14 protein-coding genes are annotated in these 16578 nt (G+C 74.0%); 10 read left to right on the top strand and 4 right to left on the bottom strand.

Features of this window, described 5'->3' with window-relative positions; all coding sequences use genetic code 11:
• Positions 1-67 precede the first annotated feature (67 nt).
• Positions 68-292, bottom strand: coding sequence for a hypothetical protein (locus D5H75_RS36480; protein ID WP_119931165.1), 225 nt, complete (start codon positions 290-292; stop codon positions 68-70).
• Between the two features lie 245 nt (positions 293-537).
• Here D5H75_RS36480 and D5H75_RS36475 point away from each other — a divergent pair, with 245 nt between their 5' ends.
• The 10 genes from D5H75_RS36475 to D5H75_RS36430 all read left to right on the top strand — a co-directional run bounded on the left by D5H75_RS36475 (position 538) and on the right by D5H75_RS36430 (position 13191).
• The gene (locus tag D5H75_RS36475; protein ID WP_119931164.1) at positions 538-1008 is read left to right on the top strand and encodes an STAS domain-containing protein; all 471 of its coding nucleotides are present in this window, start codon (positions 538-540) and stop codon (positions 1006-1008) included.
• A gap of 442 nt (positions 1009-1450) precedes the next feature.
• The gene (locus tag D5H75_RS36470) at positions 1451-1762 is read left to right on the top strand and encodes a hypothetical protein (RefSeq protein WP_119931163.1); all 312 of its coding nucleotides are present in this window, start codon (positions 1451-1453) and stop codon (positions 1760-1762) included.
• A gap of 265 nt (positions 1763-2027) precedes the next feature.
• On the top strand, positions 2028-2390 hold the full coding sequence (locus D5H75_RS36465) for a hypothetical protein (protein WP_119931162.1): 363 nt from the start codon (positions 2028-2030) through the stop codon (positions 2388-2390).
• 242 nt (positions 2391-2632) lie between these two features.
• The gene (locus tag D5H75_RS36460; RefSeq protein WP_119931161.1) at positions 2633-3580 is read left to right on the top strand and encodes a hypothetical protein; all 948 of its coding nucleotides are present in this window, start codon (positions 2633-2635) and stop codon (positions 3578-3580) included.
• A gap of 595 nt (positions 3581-4175) precedes the next feature.
• Positions 4176-6452, top strand: a complete 2277-nt coding sequence (locus D5H75_RS36455) for a chaplin family protein (protein ID WP_119931160.1) — start codon at positions 4176-4178, stop codon at positions 6450-6452.
• 462 nt (positions 6453-6914) lie between these two features.
• Entirely contained in the window at positions 6915-8363 is a 1449-nt protein-coding gene (locus D5H75_RS36450; protein ID WP_202638856.1) for a sugar transferase, read from the top strand.
• A 6-nt stretch (positions 8364-8369) separates the two neighbouring features.
• Positions 8370-9524: a glycosyltransferase gene (locus tag D5H75_RS36445; RefSeq protein ID WP_119931158.1), complete on the top strand. Its 1155-nt coding sequence runs from the start codon at positions 8370-8372 to the stop codon at positions 9522-9524.
• A 291-nt stretch (positions 9525-9815) separates the two neighbouring features.
• Complete coding sequence (locus tag D5H75_RS36440) at positions 9816-10445, top strand: Wzz/FepE/Etk N-terminal domain-containing protein (protein ID WP_202638855.1); 630 nt, start codon at positions 9816-9818, stop codon at positions 10443-10445.
• The gene (locus tag D5H75_RS36435) at positions 10442-12199 is read left to right on the top strand and encodes a GNAT family N-acetyltransferase (RefSeq protein ID WP_119931156.1); all 1758 of its coding nucleotides are present in this window, start codon (positions 10442-10444) and stop codon (positions 12197-12199) included. The genes D5H75_RS36440 and D5H75_RS36435 overlap by 4 nt, the downstream gene beginning before the upstream one ends.
• Positions 12200-12687: 488 nt before the next feature.
• Entirely contained in the window at positions 12688-13191 is a 504-nt protein-coding gene (locus tag D5H75_RS36430; protein WP_119931155.1) for an NUDIX hydrolase, read from the top strand.
• 55 nt (positions 13192-13246) lie between these two features.
• Here the strand turns inward: D5H75_RS36430 and D5H75_RS36425 are convergent, their stop codons facing one another.
• From D5H75_RS36425 to D5H75_RS36415, 3 genes are all read right to left on the bottom strand, one after another.
• Entirely contained in the window at positions 13247-13513 is a 267-nt protein-coding gene (locus D5H75_RS36425) for a hypothetical protein (protein ID WP_119931154.1), read from the bottom strand.
• Between the two features lie 87 nt (positions 13514-13600).
• Positions 13601-14614 (bottom strand): polysaccharide deacetylase family protein, encoded by a 1014-nt coding sequence (locus tag D5H75_RS36420; protein WP_119931210.1) that lies wholly within the window; start codon positions 14612-14614, stop codon positions 13601-13603.
• Positions 14615-14631: 17 nt separating this feature from the next.
• The gene (locus tag D5H75_RS36415; RefSeq protein WP_242454725.1) at positions 14632-16218 is read right to left on the bottom strand and encodes a putative glycoside hydrolase; all 1587 of its coding nucleotides are present in this window, start codon (positions 16216-16218) and stop codon (positions 14632-14634) included.
• Between the last annotated feature and the right edge of the window lie 360 nt (positions 16219-16578).

The following is a 16578-nucleotide window of genomic DNA, read 5'->3' as shown; positions in this document are numbered from 1 at the left end:
CCCGGGGAGGGCGTCGGCCCGGACCAGGAGGCGCCGGCCGGGCCGGGGGGAGTGTCGGCCGGGGGTGTCAGTCCGGCCGGGGGAGGCGGAACGGGTCGGTGAGGTAGATGTGGACCTGGTCGCCGACGTCCTGGGTGCGTACCGACACGCCGAGGAGGCGGCCGGCCAGGCGGCCGGCGCTGCGCAGCAGGTCCCGGCTCTCGGCGTCGCTGTAGCTCTGGCGCAGGGCACCGTGCTTGCGGAGACGCTCGGCGATCGCCGCCGCCAAGGCGGCCTTGGCGTGATCGTGCACGAGGTCGTCTCCTTGCCGGTGGTACCGCCTGTGTCTTTGTCACTACTCTAAGTGTCAAGTCGCAGGTCAGGGGACGTATTAGGGAGAACCTGCGGCAGCGGAGGCCCTTGCGAAGGTATACGAAGAGCACATTTTATCTCACTCACGGTGACATAACCGTATCTCGGGTACGAATGCCGTGCCGATGGTCATTCCTGTCGGCGGCAGGAGCGGCCCGCCAATAGCAGACAGGAGGAGCCCGGGCGATGGAGTCGGACACGACCCTGGACATGGCCGTCGGGCGCGACGGGGGTCACATCGTCGTCGCGATCAGCGGGGAGCTCCACATGGGGAACGCCGGGCTGCTGGGCCGCCTTCTCACCGAACTCGTCGAGCAGGGCTGCCGCGAGCTGGTCGTGGACGCCCGCGGTCTGGCCGGGTGCGACGGCGCCGGCTGGCAGGTCCTCCTGGCGATCCGGTGGCGGCTGGCCGGGGACGCGGGGATGTTGAGAGTCACGGGACTGTCGCCGCGCCTGCTGCGGGTTTGCCGGATGATGGAGCTCACCGAGGTCTTCGGACTCGAACCGGCCCTGGAGCGCGCCCTCGCGGCGCGCTCTTCGCATCTGCCGCCGATGCCGGTCCGCCATCTGCCGGGAGAGCTCCGGCCCGACGACACGCCCGCCGTGCCGCGCCGGCGCCGCCCGCCCGAGAGCGCTCCCGCGCCCCGGTTCGACTGAGACGGCACGCCCGCCGTGCCGGGCCGGCGCCGCCCGCTGGACAGCGCTTCCGCGCCCCGGTTCGACTGAGGCGACACGCCCGCCGTGCCGGGCCGGCGCCGCCCGCTGGACAGCGCTTCCGCGCCCCGGTTCGACTAACCGGACATCGGTCGTGATTTCCCGGTTTTCGGTACTTCTCTTTGCGAAATCTTGTGATTAACAAAAAGACTGTTGGGCTTCGCCGATCATGACCCCGGGAATTAGATCGATTGCTCGCGGCGCCACCCCGGCCGATCCGCCGGACGTGAACCCCGGGCATGCTACTTCAGTGGACGCCGCTTAGACAGGCTTTACCGCGCGTCGCTTGCGGACCTTCAATTGCAGCGATCTACTGACACGTGACGACGGCCCGTGCCGCGGCCGGGCTGGAAGTCAGATCCGAGAGATTCGATCGGGGGTTGTAATGCTCAAGAAAATCGCCATCGCGGCGGCTGCCGCCGCCGTAGTGGGAGGCGTCGGCCTTTCGACGGCCGCCCAGGCCCACCCGTGGCCGCGTCCTGTCGGTAACACCTACACGACCTGGGACAACGACGTCCGCCACAACAGCTACTCCAGCGACTCGCGCGACGAACAGGATAACTTCCAGATTGTTCCGATCCAGCTCTGCAACATCGACATCGATGTCATCGCCGAGCTGATTCCGATCGCGAACGCGTACGACAACGGAAGCGACTGCGTCAACGGCTCCGTCCAGTCGATCACGAAGGACGACTGATCGCGCGGGAGGGCCGGTGGCCTGGCCGCCGGCCCTCCTTCCGTTCCCCTGGGCGCGACGCGTCGTGGCTGATTCGCTCGTGCCCGTCCGGAGAGGTCCTATTCACCTCCTTCTGGCATGGGAACGGCTAGACGCCCTAAAAGAGGTTTTGCCGTGGGTTACTTGCGAACCTCGATTTGCGGCGATCTACTTAATTCGCACGACACGGCCCGTGCCGCGGCCGGGCTGGAATGTCATATCCGAGACTCGATCGGGGGGTTTCCAAATGCTCAAGAAGATCGCTATCGCGACTGCTTCCGCCGTCGCCCTCGGCGGCGTCGGCCTGGCCGTCCCCGCCATGGCATCGCCGTGGCCCGTCGGCCCCAACACCAACACGTACAGCTCGGGCCACGGCCCCGGCTTCCTTCCGAGCGGCCCGGTGACGGTGGCCAAGGGCACCAACACCACCACCGTGAAGAAGTACCAGAGCGACGACAGGGACGAGCAGGACAACTTCCAGCTCATCCCGGTCCAGCTCTGCAACCTCGACGTCGACGTCATCGCCGAGCTCGTGCCGATCGCGAACGCCTACGACAACGGCAGCGACTGCGTCAACGGCTCGGTCCAGACGCTCAACGAGGACGACTGATACCGGGCTCTCTCGGCATCGTCTCGGGGGGCCGGCGCGAAGGCGCCGGCCCCCTTTCCGTGCCCCCTTATATGGGCGCCGCGCACGCGAGTATGCGATCGGTAATGCGCCTTGACCGATTCCTGAATTACCACCGCCCCGTTTCCGCTTGTGCTCGCCGTACGCGCTGCTAGCGTTACTTTCCGTATTCAGCGGCCAGGACGGGCGGCAGCCGCGTCCGCGGAACGACAGGGAGGCGAACAATGGGTGGACACCGCCCCGCCGTCGCCCTGTCGCCGCGCGCGCTGGGCCGCCTGATCGCCGTGGCCGGCTTCGCCGCGGTCGCCTGGCTCCTGGCCGGCGCCTCGCACGCCGAGGCCGACGGCACCGGCGAATCCGCCGTGCCGCTGAACGTGGACGACGCGGCGGTCCGCTGCCTGCTGGACTGCCTCGGCGGCGTCACGAACCAGGACCTCGGCCCGGGGTTCTCCCACAACGGGAGCGTCCAGATCCAGCGCGACCGGCTCCAGCGCGACGTCCAGCACGACGTCCAGCGCGTCGGGCGGGGCGTCGCCCGGGTGGACGACAGCGTGCGGGACCAGATGGGCGGCCTGCGCGGCCTGCTCGCCCCGGCCGCCCGGACCGCGTCCGCCACCGGCGGCGAGTCCGCGCGGCGGGACGACGGCGACGCGCTGTGGCCGGGCACGATCAGGCGGCTGCTCACCACCCCGGTCTCGCTCCGGGACCTGGACGTCCAGGAGAGCCAGGCCCGCCGGGCCAGGGACGCCGAGGTCGACAAGCTGCTGCGCTCCCTGGGCGTCTCCACGCCCGCCATCCAGGGCTTCGACCCCACGATCATGGACGTGGGCTCCGTGAGCCCGGAGGCATTCGCGAAGCACCCGGTCGCCGCCGCCGGCGCCGGCAGGAAGGCCCCGGCCCGCGCCGGGGACGACGGCGCCCGCCGCCCGCTGCGTGAGGCTCCGCTTCCCGGCGCCCCGCTGCCCGCGGCCCCGGCTCCGGCCGCCCCGGCCTCCGCCCCCGCGCCGTCCGCCGCCGGCGGTCCCGCGGGAGCGCCGCTGGGCGGTGTCATCTCCACCGAGGCGACCAGGTTCGCCATGGGCGCGGACGGCCTGGCCGCCGTCGCCCGCCGGAGCGCCGACGCTCCGATCTTCCAGGCCGCCACCGGCGACCCCACCCTGCGCCCCGACTAGGCGCTTCCCCGCGAGGCGGCACCGGCCGCGCGAGCGGATGACCCGTCCAGGTCTCCGCCCCTCCGCGCCCCGGACTCCCCCGCCTCCGCGTCCCGCCGCCACCCGGCCCGTGCCGTACGGCACGCGCCCGCGAGCGGCCCCGGATCCACCGGCCGAAAGTCACACCCGCCGCCTTCCTCCACGCCGAACCGGCACGGCCTCCCGATGAGGTCCGTACGGATCGGCGCGGTGAGGGGCGCCGGGCGGACAGACCGGTAACCCGCGCCGGGCTCCCACGGCACCGCGCGGACCGGCCACGCCGTACCGGAACCCCAGCGAGGACCCGCCGAAGGGACGAGCGGCCTCGCACTCGCCCCGCCGCCGCGGCTCAGGCGGGGCGAGACACAAACTCCAGACCAGTCCGGCCACCCAGAACCAGCCAGAACCAGCCAGAACCAGCCAGATCAGCAGATCAGCAGATCAGCAGATCAGCCAGATCAGCCAGATCAGCCAGAACCAGCGAGAGACCAGCGGTTCAGCGGACCCGAGCGAACCAGACCTCACATCCGACCACCACTCGCGCAACCAACGGAGAGACCCAGTGCGAAACCAAGCGATGACCTCAACCGCGGCCGTGTTCATAGCCGGCGGCCTGGTCGCGGCCTTCCCCGGGCCGGCCGGTGCCGACACCACCACCGGTGAGTGGAGCTACGCCGGCGGCAACCAGGTGAACGCGCCCGTCTCGGCCCCGGTCGAGGTCAGCGGCAACTCACTCGGCGTGCTCGGCATGTCCGAGGCCTCCTCCACCGGTGGCGCGACCGTCATGAACAACGGCGCCGGCGGCGGCATGATGACCTCGGGCAAGCACTCCAGGGGCGGCGGGAACCAGATCTTCGCGCCCATCAGCAAGCCCCTCAACGTCTGCGGCAACGCCACCGCCGTCGTCGGCAAGTCCGAGGCGTTCTGCCCCGGCGGCTCCACCGTCCACAACGGCGGCAGCGTCGGGATGTACACCAGCGGCGAGCACAGCGAGAAGGGCGGCAACCAGAAGTTCGCCCCCGTCAGCAACCCCAAGAACATCTGCGGGAACGCCACGGCGGTCGTGGGCGACGCCGAGGCCTCCTGCAAGGGCGGCGCGACGGTTCTCAACGGGGTGGGCCGTGCCTTCGGAGGCGGCATGACCACCTCGGGCGAGAACTCCCTCGGCGGCGGCAACCAGTACAAGGAGGCCGTCAGCAACCCGCTCAACGTCTGCGGCAACGCGACCGCGCTGGTGGGCATGTCCCGGGCGTACTGCGTGGGCGGCGCGAAGGTGCTCAACCCCGGCGGCGGCGTGACGGCGACCCCGTACCGCCGTCCCACGCCCGGCCCGAAGATGGGGCCGAACGGCATGCCGGACCTGAAGCGCACGGACGCCTTCCCGTTCGGGCCGTGGCGACTGCCCGTCGTCGGCGACGTGGCCAAGGTCGTCGACCCGACCCGGGTGGCGTACCAGCTCGCCACGCTCTCCAAGCTCCGGCCGGGGCCGGCGCAGATGCGGTCCATGGCCGCGGGCGCCCCGTCGTTCCTGCCCGTCCCGCTGCCGGTCGCCGGAGGCCCGGGGGGCCTGGGCGGCCTGCTCAACCCGGCGGCGCTGTTCACCCGGCTGGCCTCGCTGCCCAAGGGGCTCCCGAAGCCCTCGGCCGTGCCGCCGGGGATGCGCATGGCCAGGGCGGCGGCTCCCGCGCGGCCGGCCGCGCTCCCGCCGCTGACCGAGGACCTGACCCGCGTCGTCGAGCCGGGGAAGGCGCTGTCCAAGGTCACCGACATGGTCCACCTCCAGGGCCAGGCCGAGCTGCTCCCGGCCGGCGCGGGTGACATCGCCCGCCGCATGGCCGGCGGTGGCGGTGGCGGTGGCGGTATCCCGCTCCTGCCCGAGGTGCTCGGCGCGACCGGCGGCCTGAGCGGTGGGCTGCCGGGCGCGGGCCAGGTGAAGAGCGGCTTCAAGCCCGCGGGCCCGGCCCGGCTGCACTACCGGAAGGCCGTCCTCCCGGCGCTGCCCGTCCCGGGCGACGCGGGTGTCGGCAAGGTGACCCAGCTCGTCGGCGGCGTCACCCGGCAGCTCCCGGTGGCCGACGCCGCGCGGAGCGCCGGACTTGAGGGCGTCCTGCCGCGGCTGCCGTTCCTGCCGGGCGCGCCCGGCGCCCCGGTCGACGCGCAGAACGTCGCCTCCGGCCTCACCACCCAGGTCGCCGACGCCGAGCACGCCGCGTCGAGCCTGACGGGCAACGCGCTCCAGGGCGCGACCCCGCAGAACGACGAGGCCGCGGCGCCGGAGACCGCCTCCGCCGCGACCGCCGCGACCAGTGGCGTCACCGGCCTGCTCGGCGGCGGGCGCCCCGGCGCGCACCGCCTGGCCGCCAACCCCTTCCCCGGAGTGGGTGACACCGGGCTGCTTCCCGGCGCGGGCGGCGCCGAGGACCAGATCGGCGACCTGACCGGCTCGCTCGTGCCGCAGCTCCCGCTGCGACAGATCACCCCGCAGGCGCCGGCCCTGCGCCAGGCCTCGCCGGTCCCGACCGGCGGCCTGCCCGTCGTGGGCCAGCTCGGCCAGGCCCTGAACGGCGCGGCCGGCCACAAGGCGATGCCGAAGGTCTCCAAGGGCACCCCGGTCCTGGACGAGGTGATCCCCGCGGGCCTGCCGCTGCTGAGCGAGGGCCCCGGTGAGATGGACTACCTTCCGGCCGACAACCAGTTCGTGCCCGCCATGCCCAAGACCGGCCCCTCCGCGACCGGCGCCTACGCCCCGCAGTCGGTGGGCAAGGGCCTCCCGGCCGCCGCGCACGCCCGCCCGGGCAAGTCCGGCAACGGCCAGCACAACGTGCAGGGCCCGCTGGCGCCTCCCGCGCGCTAGCCGCCGCCCCGCCGGTCGCTGACCGGCGATCTGACTCCACATAATCCGGCATCCGCCCTGATTCCAAGAATTGGGGCGGATGTCCTTTTGTTGGGCCCGGACGATTTCCCGCCGGGGCGCGGCCATTAAAACGAGGGAAATCCCGGGGTAAGCGCGCGGGACGCACTCCGGGCGGGAGCGCGAAGTATCGGCGGGTAACGCGCAAGCCTGCCAAAAAACAGCCCGCACAGGCAGGCGGGGAGTTGGCTTTTCGGTCCGCCTGTATAGCATCGAACACGTCTGCGCGACCGATTATGGCCGCCGACGGCAGGGTCTGCGACCTGCGGAGTCACCGCTTCCGGCCGCGCCCGCCACATGTTTTCGGCACCTTACCCGAAGGCTCCGGGCCGGATGGGAACGGGCCGGAATCGGTTTTTGGCAGATCCCCCCGACGGCTGGAGTCTCGGACGTGCAAAGGGCGGGATGTTTCACTCACGCGGGCAACGCTCGATCAGCGCGGCGGTCGCCGGCGCGACGGTGAATCCCGCCGTCCGCGCCGGCCCGGCCGGCGTGCCGCGGGACGAACCCCGCCCCGCCGTACTGCTGCGCGCCGTGCCGCACCTGCTCGCCGGGTCGGACGCCGTGGCCGTGGCCGTCGCCGCCGGCGCGCTCGGCGGGTACGGCGTGGCCGCCGCGGCCGTGCCCGTCCTGCTGCTCCTGTGCGCCGCGCGAGGCCAGTACCGGCCCGGGTTCAGCCCGTCCGCGCTCGACGACCTGCCCGGGCTCGCCGGATGCGGGCTCGCCGCGCTCTTCCTGGGCGTGCTCGCGGGCGCGCCGTCCACGCCCGCGCCGGCGCTGCCGGCCGCCGGGCTCGCGTTCCTCGTGCTCGCCTGCGGGGGCCGTACGGCGGGCTACGCGGTGCTGCGGGCCGGGCGGCGGCGCGAGGAGTCCGGGCGCGCCCTCGTCGTCGGGACCTCTCCCGCCGGGCGGCGGATCGCCCGGGGACTGGCCGCGCACCCGGAGTACGGCCTGCGGCCCGTCGGGTTCGTGGCCGACCGGGAGGCGCCTCGGGCCGGGCCGGAGGACGAGCGCGTGCTCGGCGGGCTCGACGCGGCGGCCGAGGTGGTGTCCGCCCACGAGGTGCGGACGATGATCGTGCCGGTCGCGGGGGCGGCGGGCGCGCCCGGGGCCCGGGCGATGGCGGCGGCCAGGGCCGGGCAGCGGCTGGGCTGCGACGTGCTGTTCGTGCCCGAGCCGGGCGGCCCGGCGGCCGCGCTGCTCCGGGTGGAGGACCACATCCTGGGCTTCCCGGTCGCGCGCATGCGCCGCGACCCGCGCGAGCGCCCGTCCTGGCCGGTCAAGCGGGTCGCGGACGTGGCCGTGGCGGCGCTCGGGCTGGTGGTCGCGTTGCCGGTGCTCGCGGCGTGCGCGCTCGCCGTACGCCGGGACGGGGGCCGGGGCGTGCTGTTCCGGCAGGTCCGGGTGGGGGCCCGGGGGACGTGCTTCGAGCTGCTGAAGTTCCGCACGTTCACCCCGGCGGACGAGCACGAGTCGGCGACCCGGTGGAGCGTCGCGGGCGACGAGCGCGTGGGACGGGTCGCGCGGTTCCTGCGGCGGACCTCGCTGGACGACCTCCCGCAGCTCTGGAACGTGCTGCGCGGCGACATGAGCGTGGTGGGGCCGCGGCCGGAGCGGCCGTACTTCGTGGACCGGTTCGCCCGCGCCTTCCCGCACTACCGATCCCGGCACCGCGTGCCCGTGGGGATCACCGGGTGGGCCCAGGTGCACGGGCTGCGCGGCGACTCCTCGATCGGGGACCGGGCGCGCTTCGACAACCACTACGCCGACACCTGGTCGCTGTGGGGCGACGTGAAGATCCTGCTCCGCACGGCCGGGGCGGTGCTGCGGGGCCCGCGGCCGGGAGGCGGGTGACGCCCCGTGAAGGTGCTGCACGTGATCACGAGCCTCGCGGCGGGCGGCGCCGAACGCCAGCTCGCCGCGCTCCTCCGGCACACCGACATGCCCTGCGAGGTCGCGACGCTGACCGACACCGGCCGCGAGGCGGGGGTCGCCGCCCTGGGCGTTCCGGTGCACTCGCTCCGCATGCGCGGGAACCGGGACGTCAGCGCGGTCGGGCGGCTCGTGACGCTGATGCGCGAGGGCCGGTACGACGTCGTGCACACGCACCTGTACCGCGCCTGCGTCTACGGGCGCTTCGCCGCGCGCCTCGCCGGGGTGCCCGCGATCGTCGCCACCGAGCACTCCCTCTGCACCTCCCACATCGAGGGCCGGCCCAAGAACGCCTCGATCCGCGCCCTCTACCGCGCGTCCGAACGCGTCGGCCACCTCACCGTCGCGGTGTCCCGGGCCGTCGCGGACCGCCTGGCCGAGTGGGGCGTGCGGCGGGTCCACGTCGTCCCCAACGGCATCGACGCCGCCGCCTTCGCCTTCGACCCCGAGGCGCGCCGGGCCCGCAGGGCGGCCTACGGCATCCCGGCCGACGCGTTCGTGATCGGCGGGCTGGGGCGGCTGGTGCGGAGCAAGCGGTTCGACGTGCTGCTCTCGGCCCTCGGCGGGCTGCCCTCCGCGTGGCTGCTCCTGGTCGGGGAGGGCCCCGCGCGGCCCATCCTGGAGGCGCTGGCCAGGTACAACGGCGTCGCCGACCGCGTCGTGATCACCGGCGAGGTCCCCGACGTGCCCGCCCACCTGGCGGCGATGGACGTGCTCGCGGCCCCCGCGGAGGAGGAGACGTTCGGCCTCGCCGTGCTGGAGGGCCTGGCCGCCGGGCTGCCCGTGCTGCACGCCGCGTGCCCGTCGCTCGACGAACTGCCCCCCGGGGCCGCGCCCGGAGCCCGCCGCGTCGCCCCCGGGCACACGTCCTTCCGCGCCGAGCTGTGCGCCCTGGCCCAGTCCGATCCGGTACGGCTGCCGCCGCCGCCCGCCGTCGCACACTACGACATCCGGCGGCACGTGGGCGCGCTGACCTCGCTGTACGCCCACGTGCTCACGCGCGGGCCGCTCCCGTCGTACCAGCCGGACTTATCCGGGCCGCTCGGGCCGCTCGGGCCGCTCGGATCGCCGGAGCCGCCGTAGGCCGAACACCCGCCGGGATCCACGGGGACGCGGCGAGATCCGCCGGGATCCACGGGGACGCGGCGAGATCCGCCGGGATCCACGGGGACGCGGCGAGATCCGCCGGGATCCACGGGGACACGGCGAGATCCACCGAGATCCGCGATGACCTGCCCGAAGGCCGGCTCGTGGTCCCGTCCCACGCCGATCGCTCCGCCCGAAGCCCAGCCGACGTCCGTCCGCGGCACTGCTCGCGGTCCGGCCCGAACCAACGCCCGATCCGGAGGAAGCCGACATGAACGAGGTCCTGACATGAACACGCTCACCGCCCTGGCCCGCCGGTGGTGGCTCCCGCTCGCGGCCATGCTCGTGGGAGCGGTCATCGGCGGGGGATACGCGCTGGTCAAGCCGCCTTCGTACACCGCGACCGCGTACGTGGTCGTGGTCCCGGGCAGCGGGGAGGCGCCGGCCCAGGCGCTGAGCTTCGCGCAGGCCTACAGCCGCATCGTGGCCGAGCCCGAGGTCCTCCAGCGCGTGAGCGAGACCGCCCGGGTGGGCGCGGCGGAACTCGCCGGGCGCGTCCAGTCCACGGTGTCCCCGGACGCGCCGCTGCTGCGCATCACCCTCAGCGCCGAACGCCCCGCCCAGGCCGCGCACCTGGCGAACTCGGTCGCCGGCGCCCTCATCGGATACGCCAACTACCGCACGCCGGACACGCGGGTGCGCCTCGCCTCCTTCGGGGCCGCGTCCCCGCCCGCCGCCCCGGCCACGCCGATCCCGCCGCTCGACATCGCCGCGGGGGCCGCCGCCGGTCTCCTCGCGGGCGTCCTCGCCATGCTCGCCGGCCTGGGCCGCACCCCGGCGCGGTCCCCTCGCCGCCGCCCCGCCGAGGAACCCGCGCCCCTGCCCACCACACCGACGCCGCAGGGAGCCGCGCCATGACCCGCCCATCCCCACCCCACGAGGCGCCGCCACCGGCGAGCGCCCTGAGCCGTCTCCTGCGCACCCTCGGCTCCCGCCAGCCCAGGATCACTCCCGCCGCTCCGCCGCCCGGCCACGAGGGTCCGGAGGAGCCCGCCGTCCCCTCCGGCCAGGTGGTGATCCAGGCCGCCGAAGCCCTCCCGGCGGCCGAGAACCCCGCCCCGGCCCCCATCGCGTACGCCCAGGCGGAGGCCCCGCCGTACGAGGGGGAGCCGCACGCGGCCGCCGGCCAGGTGGTGATCCCGGCCCCCGAAGCCCTCGCGCCGGCCGAGGGAGCGGCGCCGGACCTCCTCGTGTACGCCCCGCCGGAAGCGGCGGCCCCGCCGTACGAGGGGGAGACGAGCGTGGCCGCCGGTCAGGTGGCCCCGGGCGACGGGGGCCCGCCGGAGGGCGCGCCGGGTCTCCTCGTCGCGGCGCCGGGCGACGGGCGGGGAGGTCCGCCGGGGTTCGCCGGAGACCACGACGGCGGCGGGGGCGTGGCGGAGGCCGGGCACCCGCCGGTGAACGGCCCTTCCGGTGGTGACGGAGTCTCCGCCGGGCTGCTGTGGGACGCGAAGCAGACGCAGTGCTTCGGGCAGGGCGAGCGGGCGCGCGGGCCGGAGCCCGTCGTGCCCGCCGCCAGGGAAGGGGACACCGCCGACCGGCCGGACGCGCCGCCCGTACGGCGGGGCCCGGCGACGGCCCGCCGCACGGGAGCCGGGTACGGCGGCCGGGGCGCCGCCGGGAGCTGGACGATCGAGATCTGGCGCGAGGACCGGGCGCTCGACCTGATCGCGGACGACTGGTACGGGCTGTACGACCGGTGCTCGACCGCCACGCCGTTCCAGTCGCACGCCTGGCTGCGCACCTGGTGGCGGGAGTACGGCAGGCCGGGGCGGATGCGGCTCGTCCTCGTCTGGCGCCGGGACCGGCTGGTCGGGGCCGCGCCGCTGATGGTGCGGCGGCGCGGAGTGCTCGGACCGATCGGCGGCGGGCTGTCGGACCTGAACGACATGCTGGTGGACGACGCGTACGCCGGGGAGGCCACGGCGGCGCTCGTGCGCGGGCTCGCCGGGGAGCGCGGCTGGAGCGTGCTGGACCTGTGCGGCGTGCGCGCGGAGTCGGTCGCTCGCAACGTGTTCGCCGGGTGGGAGGGGCCGCGCTGGCGCCTGACCTCCGGCATGTACGCCCGGCTGGAGAACCTCGCGCCCGTCGCGCCGGCCAGTCCCCGGGTGACCGCCGAGGCCGTCTCGCCCGGCCGGGCCGAGGCCGCGATGGGCGAGCTGGTGCGGCTCCACGCCCTGTGGAAGGGGGGCGCGCGCAACCCGAAGCACACCTCGGGGGACTTCCTGCGCCACATGACCACGGCCGCCCGCGTCATGGTCAGTGACGGCGACGCCGCGCTCACCGAGTTCCGCCTCGGCGGGCGCGTGGTCGCCCTCGACTTCACGCTCCTCGGCCGCGACTTCGTGGGCAGCTACCTCTACGGCGCGGACCCGGAGTTCCGCCACCACCTGGAGATCCCGCCGCTGCTGCTCCGGCACAACCTGGCCCTGGCGCGCGAGCGCGGCACCCCGCTGCTCGGCCTGCCCGCGGGCGCGCCGCCGTACGGCTTCGGCCTGCCCGCCCGGCCCGTCGCGGGGCAGCGCGTGATCCTCGGCCGCGGCCCGCGCTCCCATGTCTACGCCGCCCTGGCCCGGGCGACCTCGGGCACCCTCCCGCCGCCTCCCGAATGAGCGGCGGGCCGGGGAAGGGCGACGCGTTTCACTGAGGGTGGTTGTGGGTAACTCCCAGTCACCGTGAACGCGGCCGACGCGGTGGCTCCGCCCGTCGCGCCGCACGCAGCCGGGTGACGCCATCGCTCGGCGCCGGTCCGGGGACCACGCCCGGGCCGCGGGTCCGTCCGGCCGCCGCGAAGGCCGTACGAGGACCTCCGTCTCTCTCGGGGCTCCGCGGCCTCCCGGTCGCGGAGCCCGCCCTTCCGCACGCGCTCGGCCGACCCCTCCACCCGGACAGGCCGCCTCCGTCCACACCCATCCCACCGCGGGGGCGGCCCCCCGGGCCCTCACGTTCCTCGCGCCTCCCGCGCCCCTCACGTTCCTCACGTCTCTCGCATCCCTCACGCTCCTCGCGGCCCTCGTCATCCCTCGCGGCCCTCGTCATCTCTCGCGGCCTCGTCGTCCACCGCGCTCCGCGCGCCGCCGTTCCGCGTAGGGTCGCGCTCATGGGAGAGGTGACCGACCGGCCGTCCGCGCGGATCCTGCTGGTGGACGGCCGTGACCGGGTGCTGCTGTACCAGGGCCGCGGCCTGGCCCCCGACGGCCGGGGCCACGCCTGGTTCACCCCCGGCGGCGGCGTACGGCCCGGCGAGGACCTCCGCGAGGCCGCCGCGCGCGAACTCCGCGAGGAGACCGGGCACGTCGTGGACCCCGCCGCCCTGGGCGAGGTGGTCGCCGTCTCCTCCGGCCTGTGGACGAGCGGGGACGGCCGCGTCTACCGCGCCACCGACTCCTTCTTCCTCCTCCGCGTGCCGGAACTGGAGGTGGACGTCTCCGCCATGGAGGACCTGGAGGCCGGCCTGATCGAGTCGTTCCGCTGGTGGTCCATCCCCGACCTGAGCGCCACCGGCGAGCTCGTCTACCCCCTGGGCCTGCACTCCCTGCTGGAACGCCTCCTGTACGGCGGCGCCCCCGCGACCCCGGTCACCATCCCCTGGCACCTCCCCTGACCGCCCGCGCGACCGGCCCCACGAGAGCGGCGCGCGGAAGGTCCCCGGCCGCGGGTCAGGGGCCGGGGGTGAAGGCGGGCGGGGGTTCGAGATAGGGGCGGGACCTCAGCCCGGCCAGGCGGATGATCAGGACCACCCCGGCGACGACGTACGCCGGCAGGCAGACCACGGCGATCGGCACGAGGACGGGGGAGTTCGCCGACCTGGCCGCCAGGTCGCCGAGGACATAGGAGCCCGGGCCGCCCGCCACGATGACCCACTCGATGACGCCGAACTCGCGCGCGACGGCGGATCTCCGGGCCTGTCGTATCGGGGTGGTCACGGAAAAGCGCCGGGTATTCGGATGGAATACCCGGCGCTGATCCGCCGTGTTCTCTGCCGGGCGTACGCGCCTGCGGCCGCCTTCCCGTCAGTAGGCGTTGCCCAGGCCCCGGTACGGCCCCGCGAGCTGCTCCGTGGACGTCTTGGGATAGGAGATCCGCTTGGGGTCCCCGTCGGACGTGTAGAGGTTCTCCGGGGTCTTCGAGAGGCGGGTCAGCCAGACGAAGCTCCCGAAGTTCGCCTCCGGGCCCTTCTTGCCCTGCGAACGGATGCGGGGGATGTTCGCGGGGTCGTAGGACGAGGAGTGCGGGGAGACCGCGGGGTTGGAGCCGACCAGGAAGACGCCCTTGTGGGAGTAGGAGCCGGCGGCGCTGGTCCCCTGCTGGGCGAGGCGCTCGGGCCGCGGCTTGATGCCGAACGGCAGGGCGAGCGTCGTCACCTGGGTCCCGGGCAGCGCGTCCTGGATCTGCTTCTGGTTGGCGGCGATCTCCTTCTGCACCCCGGCGGCGCTCGCGGTGGCGAGGTTCGCGTGGGTGAGGGTGTGGTTGCCGACCTCGAAGCCGTTCTTGTGCAGCCACTGGAGGCCGCGCGCGCCCAGGTTGAACGGGTTGCCGTTGACGAACATGGTGGCCTTCGGGCGGAACCCGGGATTGCGCCGGGCCACGTCCATGAGGATGCCCACGGCGGTCTTCGGCTCCACCTGCCCGTCGGCGCGCAGCGCGAACTGGCTGGTCGTCGAGTCGTCGAAGGTCAGGACCACCGGGTGCTTGCCGGCCGGGATGTCGATGCGGCCGGTGGCGTACTCCCCGGCGGTGACCGGGACGTAGCCCTCGCGGGCCAGCCGCTCCAGCTCGGCCCGGAAGTCCGCCGGCGTGCGGTCGTAGACGGTCGTGGGCTTGTCGATGATCTGGTGGTACATCAGGACGGGCACGAGGCCCAGCTCGTTGGCCTTGACCTTGGCCGGGTCGGCCTTGGGCGGCGGCGCCGGGGCGGGGGCCCGCGCGGCGGCGCGCTCGGCCTCCTTGGGGGCCCCGGACCCGCAGGCCCCGGTGAGGGCGACGGCCGCGGCCAGGCCCGCCGCTGCGGCGATACGGCTCTTCATCGAGAGGTCCTTCCGGTTCACTGGCGGTCGAGGGCGGCGGCGTGGTACGTGACGCTGGGGCTCCACAGCAGGAACGAGGGGGACCCGGCCTGCTTCGCGCCGTCGATCTGGGCGCGGACCTCGCGGACGCCGTACGTCTTGCCCAGGGAGAAGTCCTGGAGCCACGGGATGACCTGGGCGTTCGTGCCCCGCAGGCTCTTGTGGAAGTCGCGGATCGACATGTTCACGACCTTGAACGGCGCGTTGTTCGGGTTGGACAGCCCGAACTCCCCCGCGCCCCAGTGGGACGGGTAGACCATCGGGGCGACGTAGTCCACGTACGGCCCGATCTTCTTCATGTCCTGCGCGATCTCCAGCGGCCGCGTGGCGGCGATGCCGTACACCGACGCGCCCAGGAACGCCCCGTGCGGGCGGACGACGCGGCGGGTGTCGGCGAGGAACGTCGCGATGCCGTCCTCGGGCGTGCCCTTCAGCCCGGGGAAGCGCATCGAGGAGAGCTTGCCGTCGGGGCGGCGGACGTAGTCGTACAGGATGTCGTCGAAGCCGAGCCTGGCCGCCTCTTCCGCGAGGTCGATGTTGTACTGCCGCACCTCGCGGTCGCCCAGGTTGGTGAACGACAGGTTGCCGTAGTGGCCGCCGTCGTACGCGCCGCCCTTGGCGTCGCGCACCAGCCTGTCCCGCTTGCCGGCCTTCCAGGACGCCTTGCCCAGGATCGGGTCGCGGAACGCCACGATGCGCCCGACCACCTGCAGGTTCATCCCGTGCAGCAGGTCGATCGTCTTACGGGCGTCGTAGTAGGTCCGCGTGGCCTTGATCTGCCGCGCGAGCGGGACCCTGGAGTCGTAGGAGACCTCGCCGCTCTCGTCCTTGATGTCGAGCTGGATCGCGTTGATGCGGCCCTCGCGCGCCATCTTCAGCACGGCGTCGCGCAGCGGGGGCGACGCCCACGCCATGCCGGTGACGTGGACCGCGCGCATCGGCGGGTGCTTGACCACGACGCCGACGCTCTGCTCGGTGCGGTTGCCCGCCTCGTCCGTCGCGACCAGCCGCACGGCGTCCGGCGGGCGCTGGTACGAGATGGAGAACGCGCCGCCCTTGCGCAGGGGGACGCGCCGGCCGTCCACCGTGAGCCGGGCGGCGTCCGGGGCGCGGCCGGTGAAGGTGAAGGGGCCGTTCAGCTTCCTGGCCTCGGCCGTCCTGGGCACCTGGAGCCTGGGCGGCGTCGCGTCCACCCGGAACCGCTGCGACAGGGTGCCGCCGGTCAGCGGCAGCCGCCCGGGCGCGGTCACGACCAGCTCGTGCGCGCCCTCGGCCAGCTCCCCGAGCTTGAGGGTGAAGCCGCTGCCGGAACGCGTCAGATCGATCTGGCGGCCGTTCAGCATGGCCTTGAGCTGCTTGGCCTCCGAGCCGGAGCCCACGGACACCGTCAGGTTCTTCAGGGCGGCGGCGTTGAGCACCGCCCCGTCCTTCACACCGGTCAGCGACAGCTGGGGGCCCGCCATCTCCCGTATGAGGAACACACCGCCGGCCAGGGCCAGCAGTCCCGCCGCGCCGATGCCGATCTTGATCGGCAATCCCCGGCCTGGTCGCTCCGATGAATCCACGCCGCACCTCCGTGCAGAATCGCGATCCGGGCCGCCGCCGGCGGGCGCAGCGTGTCCGGAAATGCAGTTACGGCATAGTGAGTGATCCGCGAAGTTGTCCGTGAAACCGGTCGTCAATCCGCTTTTCTGCGCAGGAGACCGACTTTTGACCGAGCCGCCGATCCGCTTTGCCCGGCCGGGAGGTAGCGCGGAGGTAGATTCACGGACCCGCTATCACCGCATCGGGGTTTATTGAGCTTCAAGTACGCCGGGGGAGCGCCGGACCGGGAATAGCGTCTTCGGCGTGGTGTCCCCGTGCCACTTGTGTACAGGGGTGACCGGTCGCCGCTTGTGATCCCGGCCGGTCACCCCGCCACGGCC

This window comes from Bailinhaonella thermotolerans (assembly GCF_003594875.1).
GTDB classification, from domain to species: domain Bacteria; phylum Actinomycetota; class Actinomycetes; order Streptosporangiales; family Streptosporangiaceae; genus Bailinhaonella; species Bailinhaonella thermotolerans.
The sequence above is the reverse complement of the archived record's forward strand: the minus strand, read 5'-3'. Positions and strand labels throughout refer to the sequence as shown.